Below are 26,351 nucleotides of genomic sequence, written 5' to 3'. Positions count from 1 at the left end.
TATATGGTATGTAATAAATTGAGGAGAGGTATTGCTGAAGGTGTTGCTGTTGTTATTGCTTTCTCTATTATAGCTATTTCTATATTTTATCTAATTCTAAACTTCTATTCAGTATTGTTGATCCAGCAACAAGTTGTAGCTACACCTAGTAGCTATGTTAATGAGAAGCTTGTTCCATTTTTGATAGAGAATGTATTAAATATAAAGAATGTTGGTTCTACAGTATCACGTATAACACATATAGTTGCGGTTAGTAGTGGTGGCACGAAAATAGTTATTGATGTATCATCTAATAAACTATGCAATATATCATCAACGATCCTCAGACCTGAAGATACATCTATGGTTAGCTGTCTAGGCTATATACCTATAGCCATCATTACTGAAAACGGTAGAGTATTCTCTGTAAGCCCCGAATTCTATGCTATAGCTCTTGAGAAAACACTAGGAATACCTATGACCACTATATATGGTGGTGTTATGCTTAAATCAACTTCTGAACTGCTGAAGTTCTTAGAAAATAAGTCAATTATGTATAGAGGTGCAATAAATACTACTACGTCATTAACCCCCATAATAAATGCATCTGGTATAAACATAAATGTAGAAGCACAACTCAATGCCTCACTAGTGTTCATAGGTGTAGCAGATCCTGTAACCAAAAAACTAAATATACTTGCTATAGGGAGAGGTAGATCTAATTCCTATATAAGAGTTGGTGACTCGATAATGAGTATAGCTGGGGTAGCTCCTGCTAGATATAGGCTCAAGATAGAGAATTTCACAGGATCTATAAACCTGGGCTTGGGTATACATACATGCTATATAAATAGATCTAGTTTCTGCAATCTAGTTCTAAATGGTAGAGCAGATAGAATTACACTATATAATGCGAGTAGAAGTATATCAGGTGTTGTTGGTCTAGATCCATATATATTTGTAGGCGATATAAACAATAACAGTAATGTAGAGATAATATTTGTTACACAAGATTTCACAACAGGTAGTAGAACGAGAGTTAATGACTACATCAGAGAAGATACGAGTGATCTCTATTATATAGACTCTACGGTTAATCCTATGAGAATTGTTTTTACTGGTGTACCTATAGATAGCAATATGTATTCTTCAGCTATACTCAGTATGAGGATGTTTTTCTGGGATAGTTCTGGAGATGATATAAGTGATAACGATAATAGGGTTATAATGAGGGTTGGTCTCTATGATGCTTCTACTAGATTGTTTATATACAGTACCCAGCTTAGCTACTATGAGCTTAATAGATATAGAAATGTAAAGCCATTCTCTATATCATATATAGCTAAGGACTTCACTATACATATACCGAAAACAGGGAACATTTACTATCTAGCTATAGAGTTTCTAGATCCCTATAGTCGCGAAGTTAATAGAAATGATACAGATTTAATAATCGGGTTAGAGTATATAGGTATAGCTCTCTCTAGTCGCTAGGTGGTGAATCTATGGATAGATCTAGACTAGGTAAGGGTATTTCAACAGCATTTATTTCATTCATGATCTCTCTAGTAGTTTTGGTAGTATCCACATATGTTATACTCAATATGATGCATTCTGCATACACCAGTTCTATAGCATTCAGAAATATTGTGAGATATTCACATTCCCATGAAATACATCAGCTTGTGTTAAATAAAACCATGAATAGTGTTGAGATCAAGAATATAGGTTCAAGCGATATAGTTATAGACAAAATGATAATAAAAGACTACACAGGCTCTATACAAGTTGTAGATGCAATAAACATTGTTTCCCAAGGTATATGTAGTTCATGTGTAATACCAACATATAGAGCAATAACGTGTAGACGAGATTACGAATACATAGCTATTGTAACACCTGGTGGAACAGTTGTAGATATACATGAACCTCTAATAAAAGCTTATGCTGTTAGAGCTAACACAACCTACATGATATCTATAACATTCGACAACATAAATTCTCCAGAAGATCTACAAGAAATATTTGATGTAAATAGAAGTCTTATAGCAAAACCATACACAAGAAGTATGACTCAAGAGAGATACAGAGGAGTAAAATCATCAAAACTATTGCTGCTTCCACCAGGTCAAGAAGCAGAATTCATAAATGCAACCGTTGAAACAGAGAGTAGTGGTGTAGCTTTTGGTGTTGCAGTAATCGGTTATGATCCTAGCTGGGTTAGAGAAAAGATGAGTAAACCTAATGAAGATATACCACCGAGATTCACGATAATGATATCTGGTCCAGCATTTACAGGTCAAGAAAAGATAACAATAGGTGGTAAACAATATACATTAACTGGCAATGGCTATAGAATTGTCATAAATAACTATACAGGTGTTATCCAGATAAAAAAAGATAACACTATTATTGCCTGTTCTTCTACAGTACCGAGCGGATGTAGCGGTATAGATCTACCAGCAATAGGTACCTGGTACTATGGAACTACAGATAGCTCAATTAGGATATATTTGAATGGTTTTGCTACATATGTAGCTAGATTCATGAGGATGGCCTCGGAGAATTCGGTTACTGGCGAGTCATCTTATTATCCATATCTGTTTATAGGTGATATAGATGGAAATGGTTTAAACGAGATAATATTTATAACAGAAGATGCGTATTACGGTAATAGCTCTAGAACCAATGATATGTATGGAAATGATGATTTAAGTGATTGGACTACTGTTCCACTTACTTTAAAGCTTCTGCAGATAGGTAGAGCCTTGGGTTCAGATGATGGATCAATAGATGGAAGTGTATATTCTGGTGTAGCTCTATACATGAACATATTCTTTCACGATAATTCTCATCCTGATGAAAATCAGCTTAATGATATTGATAGAACTGATTGGGTTTTAAGGATACTGCTTATAGATAGAGACAATAACGAGTATATAATTAGAGAGTATAGATACCAAGAGATATGCAATTATCACAAAACACGTGTAACAGATTTCGGTAGAGATAACTATTTTGCGAAAATATCTCAATCAATATATGTACCTCTTCCATCAACAGGTAGATACTGGATAGCAGTAGCATTTCAAGACAGCTATGGAACAGGGCTAAGAAATGATGCAGATTTTACAGTTGGGTTAGAGTTTATAGGTGTGGTACCTTTCTATAGATAGAGTCTATTTCTCTATATATACAACTGCACTATGCGGAGAACATTGTTATATGTTTTTATACACAATTTTTATGCATTATTGTTACGCTAGATATAAGTATATGTAGTTATATCACTTTAGAATTTCTGTTGATCTCTTCACTTCATTGGTTTAGTTACTGTGTTTTAGATGGTGTATAATGTTTATTAGAATGGTTATATTAGTACCAGGTTTATCTTCTGAAGAGTCTTAGGAATCCTCTTCCTCTTGGTTTTAGAGCTAGTATTGACCAGTTCCAATCATCTTTTGTTGCTATTTGTGTTGATGCTAGATATATTCTCTCGTTATCTGCATCCATAGATCCTAGCATCATTGATAGTATTTGTGGTCCTCTAGAGAGTCTTATTGCCTCTACTATCGATAGTGTATCATTTGTGAGTATATATGCTTCGTTGTCTGTTGCTACAGCTATATTTGTTCCTAGTATTGGTAGAGATTCTTGTGATGTATATATCTTGACTGCTTGTGGTGATGTAACTGTGTTTAGTGTTTCTCCTTCTCTACTGATTCTAGCTATACGTGTTCTACCTGCTGTATATATGAATCCATCTGCATCAAGAGCTAAACCAGTTATCGATCCCTTTACACTGGGTCTAGATATCTTGATCAGGTTGAGGTCTTCGGTTAGATACTCTATTCTCCAGTTGGATACACCATCAATTTTATCGAATCCTCCAACAATAATCTGCTTCATTTTCTTGTTATACGCTATAGAGTATGCACCTGCACCTCTATCTTTTGGATTAGATGTATAGCTATTGACTATAGATAGATCGTCTATAGATATCCTAGATACATGGATAGCTGTAGAACCTGTAGGAGTTATCTCTACACCTGCTACATAGATATATCTACCCACATTAACTACAGAAAACGGTAATATATATGGCTTCTCTCTATCTACTCTCTTCACGGGGTTGAGAAGTTTATCGAATACCATAATGGTCCAGAATCTATCTGTTGCACCAAAAACATAGATACGGTCGCCAACAGCTGTACAGCTGTATAGAGATGCGAAGGAATGTGCTTTATCGTCAACCCATTTAGCTATCATATGCCCATCTCTAGCATCTACACCTTCTACACGATACCTCTGTTTACCGTAGCCCATCAGCTCATCGAAACCAACAGCATACACAATACCGCTAGAAACACATACACTATATACACCATCTCTATAGCCACTAGGACTCGAAACATGGCTCCATATAATCTCCAAAAAGCATCACCAAGATAAACTGGGTAGTAGAGATTAATATGCTTTAACAACTAGATAGAGAGCATCACCATATAGCCACATATTTAAAGGGTATGTAGCCAAGTATAGTAGCAATAAATGTTATGAACTGTATAGATATAACTAGAGCTATAACTAGTCTAGTCTTCTTTCTAGCTATTCTCTCTAAAGCTACAACAGTATTTATGTATAGAAAAGGTAGAACATACACATAGTACCAATCTATAGGGCCAGCAACAATATTGAGTAGAGAAAGCCATGAAAACATAACAAAACCACTAAAACTTGTAGATATACCAGAACATAAACCAAGATCTCTACCAACTAGAACCAGATATGTTGTATAGAGAAGTAGAGGGATAAATAGATACCAAACTATAGAACCCATACCAACACCAACTACAGTATAGAGCTCTATAGAATCTAGATACACAAAACTCTGATTCAAAACAACATATGTTCCAGAAACATTACCTAAAACAATACTAAGTTCACCAACATATCTCCAGACCTCAACCTTAGCCAAAAGCTTTAGAAAACCGTTAGCAGCTATAGGTAGAGAAAATCCATGTCTCCAAGACATATACCTAAACATATCTATATGATGTCTAACAACAGCATCCCACCCCAAAGAAAAATCAGCAACATAGGTAGAGATATAGACAATAAAGACTATAGAGAAATAAAGAAACATCTTCCTATAATCTCTCAAACAGATAAACAGAATAAATATACCTAAAGCAATAGGAATAGCACTAAACTTAGAAGCAATACCTAGACCAAGAAAAACAGCTGAAAAAATATAACGTTTCTCCAAAAAAAGATAAAGAGCTAGAAAAGAAAAGAAAAGAGAAACAGGATCAAGAAGAAGAAAACGAAAAACATTAACAAAAAGAGAATCCAAAACAAGAAGAAGAAAACAAGAAAAACCAAGAAAAACATCACCACAAAACCTATAAACAATCAAAAAAACAAGAAAACAACAACAAAAACACAACAAACGAAAAACAATACGATCTACACCAAAAACATGAAGAAAACCTATAAAATACTTAGCAAAAGGAGGATGCTCAAAATTACATAGATAAGGAGGAACACCAGAAACATACCTCAAACCACAATCAATATAATAAACCTCATCACCATACCTAGGAAGTCTATTACCAAAACTATCTAAAACAAAATAAAAAACAGATACAACCAAAAGAAAAAACATAAATAAATATAAATAATATTTAAAAAACAGATTTGACGACTTCATTAAAATGTTTACCTAGCCTGTACAGTAGCTGAGATAACATTACCAGCTCTAGTATATATCTTGACCTGATAATTAGTACCACTAATAGGATTACCACCAGCTATACTAATTGTTTCTGTTGATTCCACACCAGGAGAAACAGTAAGGTCCCCAGCCAAATTAACAGTTAATCCTCCAGTTAGTTCTATTTTATAGATAACAGCTGTTGCTGATCCCTCATTCTTTAAATGCAGAATCAGTCGTCCATTAGTTGAGTTAATGTAGCTGTCTGGGAATATTTTTATGCTTTCTGTTGCTCCAAAGGTTCCCCACCAACCCATTATCCATCCTATTACTCCTATTGCTATGACTAGTGTTATTGCTACAAGTATTACCACAGCTATTATTGGCTCTATACCTCTGTATAGTTTCTTCATTTTTTCTCCCACTATATATTGGTTGTTAGCTCGGTATATAAGTGTTGAGGTTGGGTACCTATATTGGTTGCTGTTGTGAGTTATACTCTTATTGTTTTTTCTAGTACTGGGTATACTGTTCCTGATTTTAGGTATAGTTTTACTGTATACATTGTTCCATATACGTATTCTTTATCTAGCTTTATGTATATTTCGTCGATTTTTCCTGGATCAATGGTTTTTGGTGGTTTGAGTTCTTTTATCTCTATTCCGTATATCTCTAGTTTGTATATTTCTGCTTTGTTTTCTCCCATGTTTTCAGCTTTTATGTAGAGCCACCAGTTGTTGTCTGTAGTGTTTCTATATATCTCTATCTCTATTATTTTTAGTATTTCTGGTCTCCAAATCATTGAGTGATATGTTGTTGTTATCCATACTACAGCAGCTATTGTTATCGCTATAGCTACTCCAAGTATTATTATTGCAGCAAAAAATGTATTCATTTGGTTACCTCTATATACCTATGTACATGAATGTTGCTAGAGTCGCTATAGTGGATACTGTTGTTAGAATTGTTGCATGGAGAAAGCCTGCAGCTATTGTTGTTTGTGATGCTTTACCAGCTATTATGCCCATCATGTATGAGTTTACTATACTTCCTAGAGATATTACTAGAAGTAATGGTGATAGTTTGGCTATAGGTATGTTTGCTATAGAGAGAAGCATATAGAGAATTATTATCGGTATAGATGAGAGTAGTATTGCTCCGAAGTATGGCAGGAATATCTGGCTCCTCATCCTTCTCCTAGTTTCTTCCTCTAACTCACTCAAAACTTGTGTGAATCTAGCTAGAGTATCTATAACCTCTGGAGAACCACCACCAACAATTATAGAATCTGTTAGAAATCTGAATGAAGCTATAGTGAACCATTCTTTCACACCTTTTAGAGCTTTTCTAAGAGCTTCTTCAAGACTAAACCCTATCGATAGAGCAGCTGCAGATCTTTCGACTACTGGTGTTAGAGATCTATAGTTTCTAGAAGATACAAGGATAATGCATTTCTCTGGACTTAGACCAGTTTTCCTTACCTCACTTATATCTCTAAGAAGATCTGCTGTAGCTTTCACAAGCCCTCTATGACCTTTGAGAAGAGATCTATACTTTAGTGCTGGTGGTACAGAGAGAGCTATAAGTGCTGATGAAGTTGCATATACAGCTGATTTAACTTGCTGAGTACCTAGTCTCCCCATGAAGATATCCATACCTCCTGTAACTGCCAGAGCAATTACGAATATGGCTATAGATATGGGGATCCATGTGAGTAACACGGTATATGTTTCTCCAAATCCTACAGGATTTCTAGGCTGGTTTATGTGTATAGCTAGAGCTATAGCTATACCCATAACTGGTAGCACAAAGAAGTTGTATAGAGAAGGTGTTGTTATATCGATAGAGAAGCCTTCAAGCTGTTCTGGGGTTCTAAGAGCTTGTGCAGCAGATATAGCAGCTGAAACTACAAAGAACACAAATATAACGACAGAAACGATAACACCAAATATTATGTAGACTTCGAGAAAAGACATAAGCCTATTTAGAATACCTCTAACCTCAGTTGCTCTAGCCTCGAAAAGCTCTCTCGTTCTTATCTCTAGATAGTGAAGAACATCACCACCACTCCTAAGGGTAGTTGTGTATCCCAACATAATGTCTCTGAATTTTGAGCTTGGATGATTAGAAGCAACTTTCTCAAGAGCTGTTACAGGATCTTCACCAAATATCTTGATCCTAGTCATAACCCTCTGGGCTTCTCTCCTAATAGCTTTAAACACCTTTAGCTGGGAGATTCTCTCAATAACTTTCTCTAGACTATATCCACCTCTAACCATTGTAGCTATATAGGCCATAAAGAACGGTAACTCGTTCTCGACATCCACTCTCCTCATAGTGATGAGCATATAGGGATAGAGAAGCCTTACCATAAGCACCATGAGGGGTATCGTTATTGCTACAACTATGCCTATGATCAATTGAATAACTGTTAAAGGAGTAGTGAGAACTATGATGAGGAAGCCGACAACTGTAAACAGTATCGAGAAGAACAATATAGATAGAGTTTCAGCACCATATTTAACAGGATGTACATTGAGGCCAGCTCTATTAAATGCTTTTTCTAGCTCAAAAGCTCTAGCGAATTTTCTACCAGTAGATTCGAAGAATGTTAGAGAGAACGCCGTGAAAACATCTCTCGTAGTTATTCTAACATGTCTAGCAGGTTTTCGGCTAGCTTTCGTCTGCTGCTCTTCTTTTTTCTTGAAGAGTTTTTTAGAAGCTTTAGAATCTTCTTGTTTAGCTGTCATTAGCTTATCTCCACCTCTTTGAATACAGATTTGGGATCCACATAGTATCTGTAGACGTATGTTGCTACAGACCGATAGTCATTCTTTTTCTTAGTAATGAGCCATTCTAGAACTCTTTTACGTCTTTCAAGCTCATCTATAAGAGCATCGTATGGTTGTCCCGTCAATTCGCCTATCCTTTTGATAACTATACTGTTTTTGAGATCCATGGTAAAGACGTCTTCTGATGGATTCCACCTGGCTATCTCTATATAATTTTCGTAGTCTCTGACCTCCCAGATATTAGTTATTCTTCTACCTGGTCTAGATTTACCTTTTTCATCTCTTATCTGAACTCTCCTTATAACCATGGCTATATTGACCAGAGGTATATAGGATGAGGGTATGTTCATGGGTTCGGAGGTAAGTCTCTTGACGGCAGCATCTATATTCTCTGCGTGAAGCGTGGTCATACCGCTGTGACCTGTAGCGATAGCCTGGAAGAGCACGTAAGCCTCTTCGCCTCTAACCTCGCCGACAACAATGACATCTGGCCTGTACCTCAGAGAGAGTTTCACTAGATGGAATAGTGATACCTCTCCAACACCACTACCTATATATGAAGGTCTTGATACAAGCTGTACCCAGTTCTCATGGGGTATCCTTATCTCAGGGGTATCCTCTATAGTGACTATCTTGTACGTAGGTCTAAGAAGGGTTGCAAGAGCATTCAATGTTGATGTTTTTCCTGCACCTGTTACACCCATTATTAGTGTAGTCATCTTGTAGTCCATTGCTAGCCAGAAATACGCAGCTATCTCTGGTGAAAGTGTTTTGAACGAAATCATGTCAACTATGGTTATAGGTGATTCGCTGAACTTCCTTATCGTGAACGTGGATCCAGAGGTGGATACCTCTTTCCTAAACGTTGCCGCTAATCTATGTCCTCCGGGCAGTATGGCGTCTAATATGGGATAGGCTACAGAGATATGTTTTCCAGACATATGTGCAAGTTTGAGAATGTATTCATCTAGCTCTACATCAGATATGAACTCTATGTTTGTAGGTATAGACTCATATTTTCTATGCCAAATATAGACGGGTTTCCTAGGACCATTACATGATATATCCTCTATGTGTCTATCCCTGAATATAGGGTCAAGTATACCGTAGCCTATAACGTCTCTCTCTATATAGTACTCTATCTTGCTCCAAGAAAGACCAGGTGTCTTTGTGAACCTTATCTGGAACTCTCTGATAACCTTTCTAGCAATCTTTTTGATCTCTTTAGCAACATCTATATCAAGGGTAGCTATAGGCTTTATCTCCCACACTATATGATCTTTAACCTCTCTATATATCTTCTCCTCCTCTGGTGTAAGGGAAATCTCGTAGACCTCATATACGAGTTTACCATCAGGATCCTCAACAATATTTATATATACGAAAGGTTCGTGTATGGGGTAACTCTCGAGGACTTTGTAGCCTCTTCTAATGCTGTAGAGCTTATGTGTATACCTAATGAGTTCAGTGGCCTCTCCTTCAGATTTACTTTCCTCAACTATATTCTCTTCTTCGATCTTCTTTTGTTGTTCCTTCTTTCCTCTAAATTTGCTAAAAAAAACAGATTTAGTACTCTTTGTGTCTCCAGACATGGTCTCCACACAACACTAAATCTAGGTACACAAAAACTAACTACTGTAGAGTAGTATAAATATCTTATGTATTCCACTACAGAATTCGAGAAACATTCATTAAGAAATATATAGAAGGTCTATTAGTGTATTAATGTAGGAATCAATAGGTTGTAGGTATGGGTGTAAAAATGAACCTAAAGCTTACACCAAAAATGAAACCCATATCGAGAATTAGTAGGATATCTACAGTTGTGGCCATACTAATATCTCTATGCATCGTTTCGTGTTGCCTTAATCGAGAACTTTATGTACATACACAATTCATAGAGCCTAGGAACATGGTTTTCGCATACTCAATTGACTTAGCATCTATAGGTATAACACCGAAACACATCAACTTACTAGATAGATCAAGAGTTATGGTTGTAGGTAATATAGGTAATGTTAATGGTGTTGCTGTACTTGAGGTATCAAATCCCTACAGAGACCCTATAGTAGAGGATATTTATCCATTAACGGGCTCACCCACATGTACAGCCAAAGATGGTTATCCAACAACAAGAATAGCTGTTGGAAGTGATCGTGGAGAGATACTTGTATTCAGAGTTGATGGAGGTAGAATAACCAAATACCTCTACATAGTTCTTGGAGCAGACTTTTACGTAAATAAAATATTTCTAGCAAAAGATAGTGTAGGAAACGTAAAGATCTTGGCGTTAGTAAGTGAAGGAGGAGCTAGTGTAGCACCTTGTATGAATTGTCACCTCTACATACTCGATGAAGAAGCTCAAGGAGTATTCAGAATAGGTCCTAAGGTAGGGAATGCTACAGCTCTAGGTAGAGCATATGAAGGTGTGTATATCCAAGATGTAGCTCCTCTAGCTATATATGGTGACGATGGATTCTATTGGGATGCTTCAAAAGTATTACTAGCCTATATACCTCAAAAAGATGTGGTTAGATTTGTCCTTAATGTTACATACATGTACGAAGGAAAAGTTGAAGCTATATCAAAGGCGCTTGTAGAAGTAAACGCAACAGTAAGGGGACTTACCTCTATGGTTTATGGTGTAAACGCTAATGATAGAGGAGTAGCCTACATACCTGTACAAGTAGATTCCCAAAGACCTACGTACATAACTTTTGTGATAAGGAATATAGCTGGCGAAATTGTTTGGACCTACAAATTCATTTATGAGCCTAACAGATACAGAATACTTCCTGAAGAAATTCCTGTACCTCCAGCAATCCTACCAACATCACATGTAGATACAAGACCTGCAGAAAAAGTATACGGAATACCTGGGTTCCTTAGAGTAAACCTCATGCTCGTAGATACTACACCTGCACCAATTAGTATGGGAAGAAACATGTCTGCAACATTCCTTCTAGATCCACCGCTCCACGGACTATTCTTTATACGTGGATCAAAAGAAGCCATGTCTAAGCTCGTGTATGGATCTCCAGGATACATATATGTATCAACGGTAGCTATTGAAACGGATAGAATCAGAAACATAGTAACAGTAGAAGATTACGTAGGTATAGGAACAACCATTATTAGTGATGCGAGTACCTATAGCGATGGAAGTTACATCATGGTTGGTCTATCTGATGGTAGGCTAAGGGTATACTTACCTCAAGCAGGAGGAGGTTTCACATTAAAATATATATATACATTACTGCCATCAATAAGATCTATAACCACTATACCTACAGCTTCTGGCTATACCTATGTAGTTGTATCTGAAAGTGGTGTTCAGGTTCTAAGGACCATTCCTTATCCGCAGCCCATATTCAGAAAATTGCTGGATCTTTGTCTATCGTCGCCAAGGTATATAGATGGAGACACATTATTAGATGTATCGACAATTGCATTACTAGACTTAAGTAGCGTAGTGATTGTTAGAAACAGTGACATGGCTGTAGAGAGACAGATGATACTGTCTGTTGACGACATAATGGCTAGGAATATTATGGTAAACATCAATATGCCTGGAAATGAAACTACAGTAGATACTATAGCTGTATTCAAGTATCCGGAAGGTACTGTAGAGTATAGATTAAATGGAAATACATCACTAATGCTGAAGAACATATTAATTGGTGTTGAGTACGAATTGAACATATATACTGGTAGACCATACATATACAATAGCTCTATAAGATTTATACTTAGAGAAGATATGACTATAGACATCATTAGGAAAGAATACACAGACCTGCCAACGAAACCCAGATGCTGTAATCTTGATTTAGGGTTAAGATATAGAGAATATAATGTTGTATTAAGGATAGTGGATGATTTTGAACGTAAACAACCTGTAGCGCCAATTGATATATATATAGATGATATGGTTTTGAAAGAAAACACATATGAAGAGACATATACAGTCAGAATGCTATATGGTGTACATAGATTAGAGGTAAGACCTTCAAAAGATTTCGAAGATGCTTATATTACTAATCTAACTGAGGTCTTTATAGACAGAGATACAGAAGTTCAAATAGTTATCAAAAGGAAAACATACAATATAATGATTAAGGTGGTGGATGAACTTACAAATTCGTACCCCATAGCTCCTATAAACATGACTATATTCAAGACCTTCTATATGATATCACCTGAAAACTATGTAATTAATGTAACATTGCCCTACGGAGCTTATAAAGCCGCAGTCAAACCTTGTAAAGGTTATGAAAAAGTCTATGGTGTGAAAGAAATAGAGATGAACGTTCCTAAGGTCAAGGTCTACATGATCAACATGTCTAGAAACATGTATAGAGTTGATATAAGGTTACGTGACATATATAGTGAAGGACTAGTTGCTCCGATTGATCTCTACTTAAATGGTACATTAATTGTGTCAAATATTACAGAACCTAGGATTGTACGTAGCATATCCTACGGTAATTGGACGCTCAAGGTAGCGCCATCTAAAGGCTATGATTACGTGTACGAATCACATGATATAGAGCTTGGTGTTTATGAAGATACTGTTCGAGAAGTCAATGTTCCCAGAGTTAATTACACTATAACAATAGATCTAGTTGATGTATATGGAAAAATTGTATCACCATTATCCATAGCCATGAGAGGTCCTGTATCTACTGAACGTATTGTTGAACCTCCGGGTAGAACTATATATCTAATGTTACCCTATGGAAGTTACGGTATTGATATACAGCCTTCAAATACTTCCATCTATAAGTCTCATACAATGGCTATAGAAGTAAGATCTTCACAAAATGTAAAGATACCCATTCAGAGAGTTGAATATAGACTCGAGATTAAAGCTGAAGATAGATATATAGGTATTGTTGTTGGAAGATTCGATGTATATATCAATGGAACAAAGAAAGCTGAGAACATGGCTATTAGTACATCTCTTGATATACCCTATGGAGTATACTCGGTTCAGCTCATACCTAGTGGCACATGGGATAGAGGTTACGAACCATCTAAGCCTATTGTTGTTAATGTAGTAGGCGATACCTCTATCACTATACCTGTAGATAGAAAAACTTATGCGTTAAAGGTTGTAGTTGTAGAAGGTGTAAATCCTGTTAGAAACGCCATTGTAACTATATATAGTATGGAAACCTTAACAACAGTAACACAACTGATAACAGACGAGAGGGGCGCTATTGAGACGAAAATACCCTATGGGTCTTATAGAATAGTGGTCTCACATCCTGATTACAACATCGGAGAAATACCCTATATAACGCTTGATAATGATAGAAGCGAATTAATATCGATATCTCCAACACCAATAGCACTAATTTGGAGATACATGCCGGTAATAGCCACGTTAATATGTCTTGGTATAGCGGTTTATGCAGTAATGAAGATTAGAGCCATACTTGCTAGAAGGTTAGCGCCAGAAGAAGAACTATTTTAGAAGATAACAAATAATGTGTTCCGGATTCAACTATATTTTCATTTTATTACTATATACAAGTATTATTTGATCATTAGACTTAAGCTATAGAAAATATTTTAAAATAATACATAGAAGGAGGTTATTATGAAATTTACACTCTCTAACTGAACTTCAGTACAACGGTTCTAGGTACATCATCTATGTAGACAACAATTAATTTAGCTTCTACATCTATATTGCTCAGTATTTCAAGCTCCTTTCTAACAGCCGTAAGCAATGTAATTTTGTTGTTTAATGCTTCTACAGCTGATTCTATAGCTGATAACTCTTGTGAAGGCGATGGATTCACTACTACTCTTACATTACGTAGAGCTATCTCGTTAGGTGATGATGATTCTGGCAAACCTAGTTTAGTGAGTACACCCTTAAGCTTTTTCTCTTGCTCAGATCTAACCCTCAGTTCTTCAAGTCTTCTAAGCATTTCACCTAGTCTTCTTCTATATTCAGAAACAGCATCATCTAGGCTTTTAGTGAATTCAGCTATACTTCCAAATTCTCTTATAACCGTAGACAAAGAGATCCACCATAATACCACACTTGCAGAACTGGAATAAAAATATTTCGTATACTAGATAAGATATCGATATCAGAGTTTCATAAATACTTTTATATATTCAAAAATAGAGTGATTCATAGGTATTCAGGTGTAATAATTAATGTTTTTAAGTAGCGGTAACATTGTAGAAACAGTTGAAGCAGATTTAAAGTCATTAGGTCGTGTATTAAGAGAATATATAACGAAGAAGTTTACAGGACATATAAACTACAGGAATGTTGTGCAAGGGGTATACATATCCATATCTATGGTCGATGGGAATGTAGTTGGTTGTAGAGCTGTAGATAGAGGTGTTGTATACGAGGGTACAACATGTAGCGATACAGCAATGAGGTACCTCTATCAACCTGATGGAGTTATAGAAGTTGTAGATGTCTCTAAGAGAAATGTTTTAATTGATTTAGTGATATTTCCGCTATCTAGACTAGAGGAAAGGACAGCTCTAATAACATCCCTAGGTTCTGAAGCAGTTGTGACACCAACCGCTCCTACACCAACAGAAGCTATACTACCTCCTGCAACAAAACCAAAGGAGGAAGCACCTGTAGCATCAGTAGAATCTGTAGTAGAATCTGTAGAGTCGGCCCCACAACCTTCACCACCCTCAGTTGTAAGTGTCGCTGAAGAAAAAGCAATACCGAAGCAGGCGGAGACTATTGTACCTCCGCAGCCTTCTGTTCCTCCAACACCTACCGTAGCTAAGGAGATTTCTATATCTAATGAATGTATAGATCCTTTAACTCTCTACAGTGTTATTAGATCTTCAAAGATTGTAGAATCAGTACCAACATCATTGTCGCTAGATGAGGTTATCGAGAAAATAAAAAGAATTGTTCAAGAAAAAAGACCTAGGTATGTATATGTTAGTGGAAATATTGAAGAAGCTTTTCTACGTTTAGTTCATGATACTGAAACAGCCAATATATACATTGAGTTAGAGAAAGATGGTGCTCAAACGTGTGGTAATAATGCCTTAAAAACTCTGGAAAATAAACAAATATCGAATATAAGGATATGGACGATATCACCATAACCAATTCTCCTAGTATATGATATTCATAAGTCGCATTTTATCTATGTTATTTATGCTATGTACACAAACCACAACATAATTCTCTATATTACAAAGTTATTTATTCCGTAAGTATTTCTGAGGTATTTCCTCTCTCAGTTCTTTTAAGTAAATACACATCAACTCTATACCTAGGTGTCCATAGATATGGAGGGAGTCTCAAAGCTACTTATAGAGCAACAGATCGTCGATGTTCTAGAGCATGCGAATCATAGAGTACAGATCTTAAGGAGCAATGGTTTTGCTAAAGAAGCTGATAAAGAATTCGCTACAGCAATTCTGACAGCACTTTTGCTAAGTAACGCCTACTGTAGCTATCAGTATCTAGATCAAGATACATGTATAGAGCTAAGCAACCTACTTGGATATACATTAGCAGTATATATAGCTACCTATAGAGTTAGAGTTGATGAAGAGCTTGAAACCCTTTGGACATACCTACAATCTCTTTGGACTCAAAGAGAGGTAGCTGTATCCATACCATCGTAACTTGATCCTAAAATTTTAATCTATTTTCTTAAAAAGTATCGGAGACTCTTTGATAATGTATCTAGAAACAAAACCCATATTGAATTGCTCTAATCCTTTCTTAATCTCAATACCAATAGCCACAAATAATTTTTCAATAGTTTCAGGTATAACTGGATAGAGGAGTAGAGATGAAATTCTTACGGCTTCTAATGATGTATATATCGTTGGTCTAGGGTTGCTAGATTTCCAGGGTTCCTTCTTATTGAGGTAAGCATTAGTTTCATGAGCAATATCTAGAACGTGTTTAACTGCTTCAGATATCTTTAACTCATTGTAGCTCTCAATAGCCTTATCTCTTATTTCAGAAACTGTTTGCCCGAAGTCGGTATCCAGATCTTTCTCGACTATACCTTCAAGAATTTTCTTAGCTAATGTTGTTACACGTCTAACCAAGTTGCCATAGTTATTAACCAGGTCATTGGTATATATAGAGTCATAGATATCCCAAGAGATTTCGCTATCTTTATCGAAATTCGATATTCTAGCAATAATGAATCTTATTGCTTCAGCTGTACCATATCTTTTAGCCATATCGTCTATAGATACAACATTACCTAACGATTTACCCATTTTCTGTCCTTTAAACGTTAGAAAAGCATGTACAACAAGTTTCTTAGGCGGTGGTATACCGATCATAGCTAGCAATGAGAACCATATAGCTGTGTGGAACCATAAGATATCCTTGCCTATGAATTGTATAGAATTGCTCCAAAACTTGTTGAACTTATCTGTATTTCTAGGATAGCCTAATCCAGATAGATAGTTGAGGAGTGCGTCAATCCATACATAAGCTGTATACTGAGGATCGAAAGGGAGCTCTATACCCCAATAAACTCTGTTTTTGAGTCTAGAGATAGCTATATCCTGTAAGCCCTCTATCTCTATTTTGCTTAGAACCTCTAGAGCGTAATGTTTTGGATAGACGGTATCGCCCTCACGCAATATCCTTACCACATAGTCTTTGAAAGCTGAAAGCTTCAAGAAATATGCATCTTCTTCAATAAATTCGAGGGGTCTTCTATGTATAGGGCATAAAGGCTTACCATTCTCGATGAAGTACTCTTTTTCGCTATAGAATTTCTCGCATCCTGTACAATACCATCCACTATACCTGCTTTTATACACATAACCTCTTCCATAGAGCTCATTAAGAACATGTCTAACAGTTTCCTCATGATCGCTATCAGTTGTTCTTATAAACCTGCTATACCTAATATTAAGTAGTTTCCAGTATTCTTTATATATGTTGACCATACTATCAACAAATCGCTTAGGATCTACACCATGTTTTTCGGCTTCACGTTGAAGCTTTAGACCGTGTTCATCTGTGCCGGTTAAGAATAGAACTTCACACCCAATTAAGGAATACCAACGAAATGCTATATCAGCTAAAACGGTGGTATATGCATGGCCTAGATGAGGTTTATCGTTTGGATAATATATAGGTGTAGTTACATAGACTGAACACACATCTGTCAATATCGATACACCTAGTTGAGGTAGCTCTCCTGCAAAACCCTGGGATAACGCATATTAGCGGATTTAAATGCATTCATAGAGCCAGCCTAAAGAATTATTAAAATTACTATCTTGATTAGAAACATTGATACTCCATCAAGGGCTGTTCAGCTCTTATATGGGTCTATATCGGTTGAGGTTATCACCTCATCTCTTTTCCTCTGTACTTCACTCGGGTTTTCATCGGGCTTAGAGGAGTTTATGTGGATTCCAGGTACCCCACATCCTGGATGTTTTGGAAGAGCCACTGTTCAGGGCATCTCAGTGGCTCTCAATCCATCCTCGAGGTATCTTCACACGTATCGCTGTATAGGATGCTTATAAGCGTTTTACTCATATGAACAGATATGGAATCCGATACAGTTGTACCAGGCTACAGACGGTGACACAGGTATGATAAAATTGAATAGCATTGTTTTTGGCATTGATGTCTTAGATAAGCTTTTTGGAAGTACATTAACATCCCCATCAACAATAGTAGTAGCAGGTCACCCTGGAGCTGGTAAAACTATACTAGCTTCAACTATCTGCTATAGAAATGCGTTAAATGATAATAAATGTCTCTATATATCTTTTCAAGAACATAAAGAAAAGCTATATAAGAATCTAGTGAAGTTAGGTATAGATTTTGAAAAAGTCGAAAAATTAGGGAACTTCTTGTTCACTAGGTTGCCCATAGTTCTAAATGTTAATGATATTGTTGCTGAAATACATAGAATAGTAGAAAGCTTTAAACCTAAAGTATTAGTAATTGACTCGATAAATACATTTCTTTTATCGACATCAGATGAAAGTAAACGTGCATGGTTACAGAACTACTTTTACGAACTTGCAAAACAAATAGATGGCGTCGTAGTACTTGTTGCAGAGCTACCTTTCGGTTCTGAAACAGTAGATTTGGGTTCTATAGAGTTTGTAGCTGACGCCGTGTTTATTCTTAAACATAGAGTTGAAGATGGTAGACTTGTTCGAATAATTGAGATAAGAAAAGCTCGGGGATCACCTATAACAGTTGCTGAAATACCTTTTACGATACTAGAGAAACAGGGTCTCAAAGTGTATGTACCTCCAATTCTCGAGGATATTCCATCAGAAGGAGGTAGAGTAGAGCCACCATGTAGACATCTAGCAAACGCTTTAGGTGATATCCAAAAAGGTCATGTAATCTTTATATCTTATCCATCAATAGCTCGTCCACCAGAAATATTTCTCCAAATCTATGGATTTACATTAGCGAACAAGGCTAGAGCGCTCGTAATAAGTTTTAGGATTTCACCTGCAACAATGAAGCAAACAATAATTAAGAGTCTCGAGTCTTTCGGTATCAGCGATATAAGGGTAGAGAAATTTATAGAAAGCAATTTCGTATTTAAAAGCTATAATCCATTTGCATACTCAAGTACAGAACTCATGACACAGATAATAGAGGTAGTAAATGTTGTGAAACCAGATATAGTTCTGCTCCACGCCTTTGATATATTTGCGTTAGCATATAAACCTAAACACATGTCTACGATCTATAATATGGTGAACTATATGAAAAGCCGGAAAATACTAACCATAATAATGTCTATTAGAGCAAACAGTGATATAACCATGTTATTCTCGAGATTGGCAGATATCAATATCGCATTCAAATACAGGTTCCCCGGAGATAAACTCAGCAAGATTGTATATCTATGGAGGAGAGAAAGAGAGCCTATAGTGCTTTCAGAAAATGATTTGAAGACATGTAGAGACGATGTAATTAGTTCTATAGGCATATAATCGTATAGTAATTCTTCTTCATTCTAAAGAGTAGCTATTTCTTGGTTTATATTTATCAATGTAGCATCAATATTTTTAACTCTTTATGGTCTTACCGAAAATGTATTAAGGTCTACAGATATGTTTGTAAAAAAGATAGCGTCTCTAGGACCATCATCAAATAGTTACGAAATCATTAGATCTATGGTTGAGTTTGGTGTAGATGGGTTTAGGATAAATTTTGCTCATGGAGATCCAAACGAATGGAAAATGCGTATAGAATATGTTAGGAAAGCTGAAGCTGAGTTAGGGAAGCCTTTACCGATTATTGGCGATATACAGGGACCTTCGATTAGGATTGGTGAAGTTTCTAACCCTATAGTCTTGAAGAAAGGCGATACTGTACGTTTTATATTAGGTTCTACACCTAGTAATGCAAATACTGTACCGATACTTGCTAAGAAATTTTTTGATATAATTGAGGTTGGAGATATAGTCATTATGGATGATGGGAGAACAAGACTTCGCGTTATAGATAGGGGCTCTAATTATGTAGATGTTGTAGCACTTACAGAATCGGTGATAAAGTCTAGAAAAACACTAACAATACAAGCAAAAGAGATAGATATGCCTATCTTAAGTGATAGAGATTTGATGTGTATAAAGTTTACTGTAGAAAACGATATTGACTATATTGGTTTAAGCTATGTTAGGAAAGCAGAAGATATAGAGAATGTCAGAGATATATTAAAAAGATACGGTAGAAGCGATATAGGGATTATAGCTAAGATAGAAACTAAAAATGCCGTAAAGAATCTTGACGATATAATTGAAGTAAGTGATGTAGTTCTTGTAGCTCGTGGAGATCTAGGAATGAACTTTGGTCTTGAAGAAATACATCATCTACAGAAACTTGTGGTAGATAAATGTTTGAAGAAGAGAATACCTGTCATAGTTGCTACACAACTCCTAGAATCTATGATGGAGAATACTGTTCCCACAAGAGCGGAGGTTGTTGATGTAAGTATAGCTATAGAGATGGGCGTAGATGCCTTAATGCTTACAGGTGAAACATCAGCTGGAAAACATCCTCTAGAAGCTGTAAAGTGGTTGAAAAAGATAGTGGATTTTGTGGAAAGACATATACATAAATCAATTAATGAAGCATCTTCAAAAGCTAGAGAAGGACTTGAAGACCTACGCTTAAGGTTTACAAAAGGTGTTTTAGAGCTTGCAGAAGATATTGAGGCAAAACTTTTTGTGTTCAGTATGTATGGGAATACAGCTAAAAGAATATCAACGCTAAGACCTAGAATACCGGTATATGTAGCATCGCCAGATATACATGTACTTAGAAAACTATCTATTCTCTGGGGGCTAAATCTACTACATGTTGAAGCAAAAAGCTATGAAGAAGGAATGCAAAAAATGCTTAAAAAAGCTATAGAAAACAGTTTAGTAAGTTATGGAGAATTAGCTGTACTTACTTATGGTCTGAGAGAACCAAAACAACGCGTAGAAATACTCAGAATAGGTAGCTAAAATAAATCGAGATCAGGCCTCAATAACATTAAGCATCTCTTTTTCGGAAAGTTTTACGACTTTCAGATATTTATAGCTTATCTCTTTTAGATCGCTATTATCTCCCATAATCATAACGGATATTAATCTAGAACGTGAATAGGCTAAAGACTTTTTAACCAAACTTTTGGCTATTCTATCTTCTCCATCGGTTATTATTATTATATCGCTAAAATCTCTAGATCGAAACTTCATTATATCATTACAAGCCGTTATGACCGACTTAGAGATATCTGTTCCTCCACCATTTCTAACCATAGCTACATATTCAACAACTTTAAGCACCTCTGATGGTTTAGCATTAGGTTTAATCCTCATAAGCTTGTAGGGCTCAGAATCAAAAAACCTTATATAGAATGCTCTCTTTTCAATCCTGCTTCTCATCAATAGTGCAAGAGCTGTAGCTTTTGCCCACAAGATTTTGTTTCCATCCATACTTCCAGACTTATCTATCAACACATATATAGGCCCTAGCGACATGTACAGAACCTTATTGTATAGAAGTAGCTTGTTTTCAGCTATCTTAATATATATGTATATGGATGGATAGGCTAGTTCTGTGGATACAATTCTCTCTATATCCGAACCTATCGTGTATCCTTCTACTTCGCCTCTTTGATAGCCCACCTTCTTTTTCTTAACTATAGTATTTATGTTGGGCATTTTTGTTAAGAACATTAATATCTTCTTTATATCAGTATTTCTAACCAACCTTAGAACCTTATTTACATCTTCATCTAGATCAAGTGTATGTCCCACACCTGCTCTATAGCCGTAGGTAAAATGCTGTAATTCTTTTATTGTTTCTGAATGTTCTACCGTTTTCTTTACAGCATTTCTAACTATGCTCTTCAAATCACTACTTTTCGAACCATCGCTATCTTTGCTACCATTTTCTACTTCAGTATCTTTGTTTCTGGTGCTTGTTCTTCCTCTACCCATGTGACCTTGTTGTTCGTTTTCTGCTTTAAGTTCTTCTTGAAGATTCAGTAGAAATAGTGTCCCTATAGCTACAGAAGCAAAAGCATCAGCAATAGTATAGTATCTAAGTCTCCTGAATTCACTGTCTTCAAGAGCGGACCTGATAATTTCGTAAATATTTCTATTACCTACGGCAATTTTATCAACATCCTCAAGAATTGGAAAAGGTAGATAGAGCGAATAATAGGCATCTACAGCTAACTCTAGTTGAACATCATTATGCATGCTAAACTTCTTTAAATTATCAAGTATTTTCTGGCCTCTATACCTAACAAATGGGTCTTGATAGTCTATATTCTTTAGGGAACCTGGCATTACTTACCCTCAATTTTCTGTCTTATTTTGCTTAACACCTCATTTAGATACTCTATGACTTCTGTAGCCTTCTTATGTACTTTCTCGTCACTTGTTTCTCTAACTATAGATATGACTCTATCTCGAGTTGATTCAAGATCTCGATATATCTCTAGTAATCTATATTCAACAAATCTAGATGTTACGCTGGGAAATGAAGATATGTAGTTGTACACTTCTCTTACATTTCTATGTATTTCTTCAAGTTCCTTAAGGTACCTGTAAGCTGTCTTAAGTTCTTCAGAGAGAATTATGTTTATACGCTCAAAATCATCTATATCGTGAGCAGCAACAAATTTTAGTACCGATAGATCCTCCTCTATAGCAGTAGATCTCCCATTAAGCACAGCATGAGCTGCTATAACCTTTAGCACCTTACCCTTTCTTCTATCGGTTAGATGTATGTTTTTGGATTCAAATATCGAGAAAAGTTTCAATACCTTACTTTCTATTGGTGTAAGATCTACCTCAAATATCGTCCTATGCATATTCTCTAAATCATCTTTATCAACTCTTATTTCAGGTTTCGCGTAACCGTATTTCTCTATATTCCATGAATATCTGAGTAAGTCCTTCCAAACATCATCAGATACAGGTTTAACATAGTGTCTCAGCAAAAACCTGTCATAAAGAGCTTCAAGTTCAGGGTCTTCCGGAACTTCATTACTAGCGCCAAACAGACTCCATAGAGAAACCTTCATCTCGGTATATCCATCGTAAAATACTCTTTCATTCATTATAGTCAAAAGCGTGTTTAGTATAGCTGAATTCGCTTTAAATATCTCGTCTAAGAAAACGATTTCAGCTTCTGGTAACTTGTTTGTCGTTATCCTAACATACTTACCTTCCTTTAATGCATTTATATCCAATGGACCGAAAAGTTCTGCAGGTTCCGTGAATCGTGTTAAAAGATAGATGAAGCACCTCATATTCAAGATAGTTGCTGTTCTTCGTATTAATGCACTTTTGGCTGTACCTGGTTCACCTATTAGAACGGCATGCTCTTTTGTCAGTAGAGCTAAAAGTATCACCTTAGCCTCTTCTTCTCTACCAACAAAAGGCTTCGTAAGTTCAGCTAGAATCTTAGATGGTGCTTGTAATAAACCATTGTTTCCATACCTATTCATTTTGTTGTACTACCTCTGCTAACCATATCTTTACAGTGCTTAAGTAGTATATATGCTAATGACTCTAAATTAAACAGTGTGTTTCCATAACAATCATCTGCATCGTTGAACAAAGGGTCTGTAGGTAGATATATGTATTCATCTTTACAATTGATATACGAAGTTTCTTCATACACCTTTAGTCCTCTATATACATCTCTACTCATATATGTAGTTGTTATTATTCTATGAAAACTGTACATATAATTGATAAGAACATTACTGTCTAGGCAGTCTAGAAACGATCTAAGTACTCTGTACAGGTTCAGCATAACTTCAAGAGGTTTAACTGTTTCTATAAATTCTGTGGCTATAGTTTTTGCTCCTAGCTCTAAAAATTTCTTGATGTTGCTCTTAATTATGTATGAATTCCTAATTAATTCATAAATTACATTAAGTGTGTAACTAATGAAGTCAATATCTATCATATTTATTGTGTCTAAAGTACTATGATACAGACCATTACGTAATACTTCATTATAGCTATGTATGGTTATACTTGGAATACCTAGAGATGTAAAAGAAAATGAATCGAAAAGCATACTATCATTCTCTAAATTATTAGTGTCTATCCCTATGTTTACTAGAAAACCTCTAGCGACAAGATTTGATGTCGAGAACCTTAACTCACCTTTATAAAGGACATCAAGGTTTAAGACCAGTAATACGTCCTCTAATAATCTATTGGCATTACTAGTCACATGTTTTCTTGAACCAACTAACCAGTAGAATGACGATAAAGGATAGGGAAAACCTTCTTCTGCTGTAAAGAAAGCTAGGGTAATCCCTTCTCTTAAACCTTTCCTAATTATTGGGTTTCTGGGTATATCAAGCATTAAAGCCACACCTACAGAATCATCAGTTACACCATTAAACCAGTGATCATGGTGTGAAGTAATGTATATATACTTGTCTGATGTATTATTCAATTTCGCTATAACGTTGTATCCGTAAGAGAATCTCAGTACAGATTTAGCAGTAATGTGTATAAATTTTGAATTAAGTAGTTTTCTACCAACATTCTTAGCTATATGGATAACAGGTATACTGGAGGGCTTAGTAGGTTTTTGGCTCGAGATAATATCATCTAGTACAACTATTCGTCGCAAAGCCTCATATATATCCACAAAAATTATTGCCATAGGTTGATATCTTCTAAGAATATACGTATAAACAGTTATATAGTTCGGATCATCAACACCATTAACAACAACTACCTTTTCCTCTAGACTACTATTTGTATTGTTTAAAGAACCTAGATCATGTATATAGATGATGTTGTTTCTAGACGTATTTATATCGATATAACCTTCGTAGGGTGGATGAATAGAGCAACGGAACGTCTCGTCATCTAGATATATGATACAGAATTCTTCATCCCAAGTAGAGACTTCAACAGGTTCTATCACAACCTCATCTACGTAATCCTCTATAACAGACTTTATTGATTCTATTTGTCGATATTCTCTTGAATTACCCGCTACGACTTCTCCTATACTAGAAAAGCTAGATACATAATTTATAATAAGTTTCACATTATTGAAACTCATTATCCGTACCCAACTATGGTTAAAACAACACTATTTAAATAAATTATTCAGATAAGTATATTCAATCTATTCGTATCTTAATGCAACAGCTGGAGGTATTTTTGATGCTCTATATGCAGGAAATATACCACCCACTATGCCTATAGCTATGGTTAAAGCAATCGTTATGAATATCCTACTTGGTGCAAATTTTGGTGAAGCCTTTATGACCATGAGAGCTTGTTGTGAGGCTCTTACCTCAAATCCTACAGAAGCTAGAATATGTCCTCCTACAACACCTATCGATATACCTATAGCTCCTCCTATCAAGCTCATAACTATACTCTCCATGAGTATCATTATGAGGACCTGCCAATCAGTAAAACCTATAGCCTTCATCACACCTATTTCTCTTGTTCTTTCTACGACTGAAGTAATCATTGTTGCAGAAACCCCGGCTACAGCTACAGCAAATGCTGATAGAGTAGATGCAAAGGAGATAAAACTCATAGCACCTGTAATAGAACTTACGATACTAGCTATACCTTGGAAAGAGATAACTTCAGCAGAATTCCTAAACAATGACTGTAGCTCTCTAACAATTACAGGGACATCACTACTGCTTCTAGCTAAAATTATTAATCCAGACCAATCATTTAAACCAAATACTCTTCTACCGGCTTCAAGAGGCATAAATATTGTTGTATCTGGACTAAGTATAAAGGCACCTCCAAATTCCTTCAATACAGCTGAAACCATGATGTATGCTCTTCTAATAGTGTTTTTTCCTCCTTCAACTCTTAGATATGTTATTGAAATAACATCACCTACATCATAAATATTTTCACCATCTTTGTAGGCAATTTTGTAACCTACTACAGCATTTACGAATTCAGCACTAGTTGGTAGAGATCCTTTCTCTACCTCTAGTCCTCCGAAAGCATCAAATATTATATCTATGGGAAGAGCGTAAACAAACAGTAGTTTATCTTCTCCACCTATTCGAGTATATGCTTGAATGGAATAGAATGGTTCTGCTCGAGACACACCATCGATATTCCTAATAGTATTCAAATCGCTTTCTGTAAACCTATATCCTGAATTAGGGAATAGAACTATAGTGTTCTGACCTATGCGTTCTATCTGAGATATAACATAATCGCTATATCCATCTATTACACTCGATATCATTATAAGAGCTAAAGGACCTATTGCTATACCTATTATCGTTAGTATCGATCTGAGCTTTCTCTCAGATAAAACCTTCAACGACAGTTTAGCTATATCCAGAAGAAACTGCAACATAGCT

The 26,351-nt window shown here is 35.9% G+C and carries 19 protein-coding genes; 7 read left to right on the top strand and 12 right to left on the bottom strand.

The window, feature by feature from the left end:
* Positions 1-3: 3 nt before the first annotated feature.
* Both QXK50_04095 and QXK50_04090 read left to right on the top strand, forming a co-directional pair.
* Entirely contained in the window at positions 4-1,473 is a 1,470-nt protein-coding gene (locus QXK50_04095; protein MEM2008347.1) for a hypothetical protein, read from the top strand.
* An 11-nt stretch (positions 1,474-1,484) separates the two neighbouring features.
* Entirely contained in the window at positions 1,485-3,155 is a 1,671-nt protein-coding gene (locus QXK50_04090) for a hypothetical protein (GenBank protein ID MEM2008346.1), read from the top strand.
* Between the two features lie 211 nt (positions 3,156-3,366).
* Here the strand turns inward: QXK50_04090 and QXK50_04085 are convergent, their stop codons facing one another.
* The 6 genes from QXK50_04085 to QXK50_04060 form a co-directional block, all read right to left on the bottom strand.
* A complete protein-coding gene (locus tag QXK50_04085; GenBank protein ID MEM2008345.1) occupies positions 3,367-4,413 on the bottom strand; it encodes a hypothetical protein in 1,047 nt (348 codons plus the stop codon).
* A gap of 64 nt (positions 4,414-4,477) precedes the next feature.
* Positions 4,478-5,647 carry a glycosyltransferase family 39 protein gene (locus QXK50_04080; protein ID MEM2008344.1) on the bottom strand — a complete coding sequence of 390 codons (1,170 nt, stop codon included), beginning with the start codon at positions 5,645-5,647 and terminating at the stop codon, positions 4,478-4,480.
* 53 nt (positions 5,648-5,700) lie between these two features.
* Positions 5,701-6,108, bottom strand: a complete 408-nt coding sequence (locus tag QXK50_04075) for an archaellin/type IV pilin N-terminal domain-containing protein (GenBank protein MEM2008343.1) — start codon at positions 6,106-6,108, stop codon at positions 5,701-5,703.
* Between the two features lie 80 nt (positions 6,109-6,188).
* On the bottom strand, positions 6,189-6,590 hold the full coding sequence (locus QXK50_04070) for a hypothetical protein (GenBank protein ID MEM2008342.1): 402 nt from the start codon (positions 6,588-6,590) through the stop codon (positions 6,189-6,191).
* 10 nt (positions 6,591-6,600) lie between these two features.
* Positions 6,601-8,445 (bottom strand): type II secretion system F family protein, encoded by a 1,845-nt coding sequence (locus QXK50_04065; GenBank protein MEM2008341.1) that lies wholly within the window; start codon positions 8,443-8,445, stop codon positions 6,601-6,603.
* On the bottom strand, positions 8,445-10,079 hold the full coding sequence (locus QXK50_04060; GenBank protein ID MEM2008340.1) for a type II/IV secretion system ATPase subunit: 1,635 nt from the start codon (positions 10,077-10,079) through the stop codon (positions 8,445-8,447). The genes QXK50_04065 and QXK50_04060 overlap by 1 nt, the downstream gene beginning before the upstream one ends.
* 158 nt (positions 10,080-10,237) lie before the next feature.
* On the opposite strand from QXK50_04060, the gene QXK50_04055 reads away from it, so the two are divergent.
* Positions 10,238-13,966 (top strand): hypothetical protein, encoded by a 3,729-nt coding sequence (locus QXK50_04055; protein ID MEM2008339.1) that lies wholly within the window; start codon positions 10,238-10,240, stop codon positions 13,964-13,966.
* Positions 13,967-14,108: 142 nt separating this feature from the next.
* On the opposite strand, the gene QXK50_04050 is transcribed toward QXK50_04055, so the two are convergent.
* Positions 14,109-14,522, bottom strand: coding sequence for a hypothetical protein (locus QXK50_04050; protein MEM2008338.1), 414 nt, complete (start codon positions 14,520-14,522; stop codon positions 14,109-14,111).
* Between the two features lie 142 nt (positions 14,523-14,664).
* On the opposite strand from QXK50_04050, the gene QXK50_04045 reads away from it, so the two are divergent.
* On the top strand, positions 14,665-15,597 hold the full coding sequence (locus QXK50_04045) for a hypothetical protein (GenBank protein ID MEM2008337.1): 933 nt from the start codon (positions 14,665-14,667) through the stop codon (positions 15,595-15,597).
* Positions 15,598-15,783: 186 nt separating this feature from the next.
* Positions 15,784-16,125, top strand: a complete 342-nt coding sequence (locus QXK50_04040; GenBank protein MEM2008336.1) for a hypothetical protein — start codon at positions 15,784-15,786, stop codon at positions 16,123-16,125.
* A 15-nt stretch (positions 16,126-16,140) separates the two neighbouring features.
* Here the strand turns inward: QXK50_04040 and metG are convergent, their stop codons facing one another.
* Complete coding sequence (gene metG / locus QXK50_04035) at positions 16,141-17,637, bottom strand: methionine--tRNA ligase (protein MEM2008335.1); 1,497 nt, start codon at positions 17,635-17,637, stop codon at positions 16,141-16,143.
* Between the two features lie 441 nt (positions 17,638-18,078).
* Here metG and QXK50_04030 point away from each other — a divergent pair, with 441 nt between their 5' ends.
* A complete protein-coding gene (locus tag QXK50_04030) occupies positions 18,079-19,452 on the top strand; it encodes an ATPase domain-containing protein (protein ID MEM2008334.1) in 1,374 nt (457 codons plus the stop codon).
* Positions 19,453-19,572: 120 nt separating this feature from the next.
* Complete coding sequence (gene pyk / locus QXK50_04025) at positions 19,573-20,973, top strand: pyruvate kinase (protein ID MEM2008333.1); 1,401 nt, start codon at positions 19,573-19,575, stop codon at positions 20,971-20,973.
* Positions 20,974-20,985: 12 nt separating this feature from the next.
* Here pyk and QXK50_04020 read toward each other — a convergent pair whose 3' ends face one another.
* From QXK50_04020 to QXK50_04005, 4 genes are all read right to left on the bottom strand, one after another.
* Positions 20,986-22,308: a VWA domain-containing protein gene (locus QXK50_04020; GenBank protein ID MEM2008332.1), complete on the bottom strand. Its 1,323-nt coding sequence runs from the start codon at positions 22,306-22,308 to the stop codon at positions 20,986-20,988.
* Positions 22,308-23,474, bottom strand: coding sequence for an AAA family ATPase (locus tag QXK50_04015; protein MEM2008331.1), 1,167 nt, complete (start codon positions 23,472-23,474; stop codon positions 22,308-22,310). The genes QXK50_04020 and QXK50_04015 overlap by 1 nt, the downstream gene beginning before the upstream one ends.
* Positions 23,471-25,063, bottom strand: a complete 1,593-nt coding sequence (locus QXK50_04010) for a M28 family peptidase (GenBank protein MEM2008330.1) — start codon at positions 25,061-25,063, stop codon at positions 23,471-23,473. Before QXK50_04010 ends, QXK50_04015 begins: the two co-directional genes overlap by 4 nt.
* Positions 25,064-25,129: 66 nt before the next feature.
* Complete coding sequence (locus QXK50_04005) at positions 25,130-26,347, bottom strand: FtsX-like permease family protein (GenBank protein MEM2008329.1); 1,218 nt, start codon at positions 26,345-26,347, stop codon at positions 25,130-25,132.
* Positions 26,348-26,351: the final 4 nt, after the last annotated feature.

Source organism: Ignisphaera sp. (genome assembly GCA_038831005.1).
Taxonomy (GTDB): Archaea; Thermoproteota; Thermoprotei_A; order Sulfolobales; family Ignisphaeraceae; genus Ignisphaera.
The sequence above is the reverse complement of the archived record's forward strand: the minus strand, read 5'-3'. Positions and strand labels throughout refer to the sequence as shown.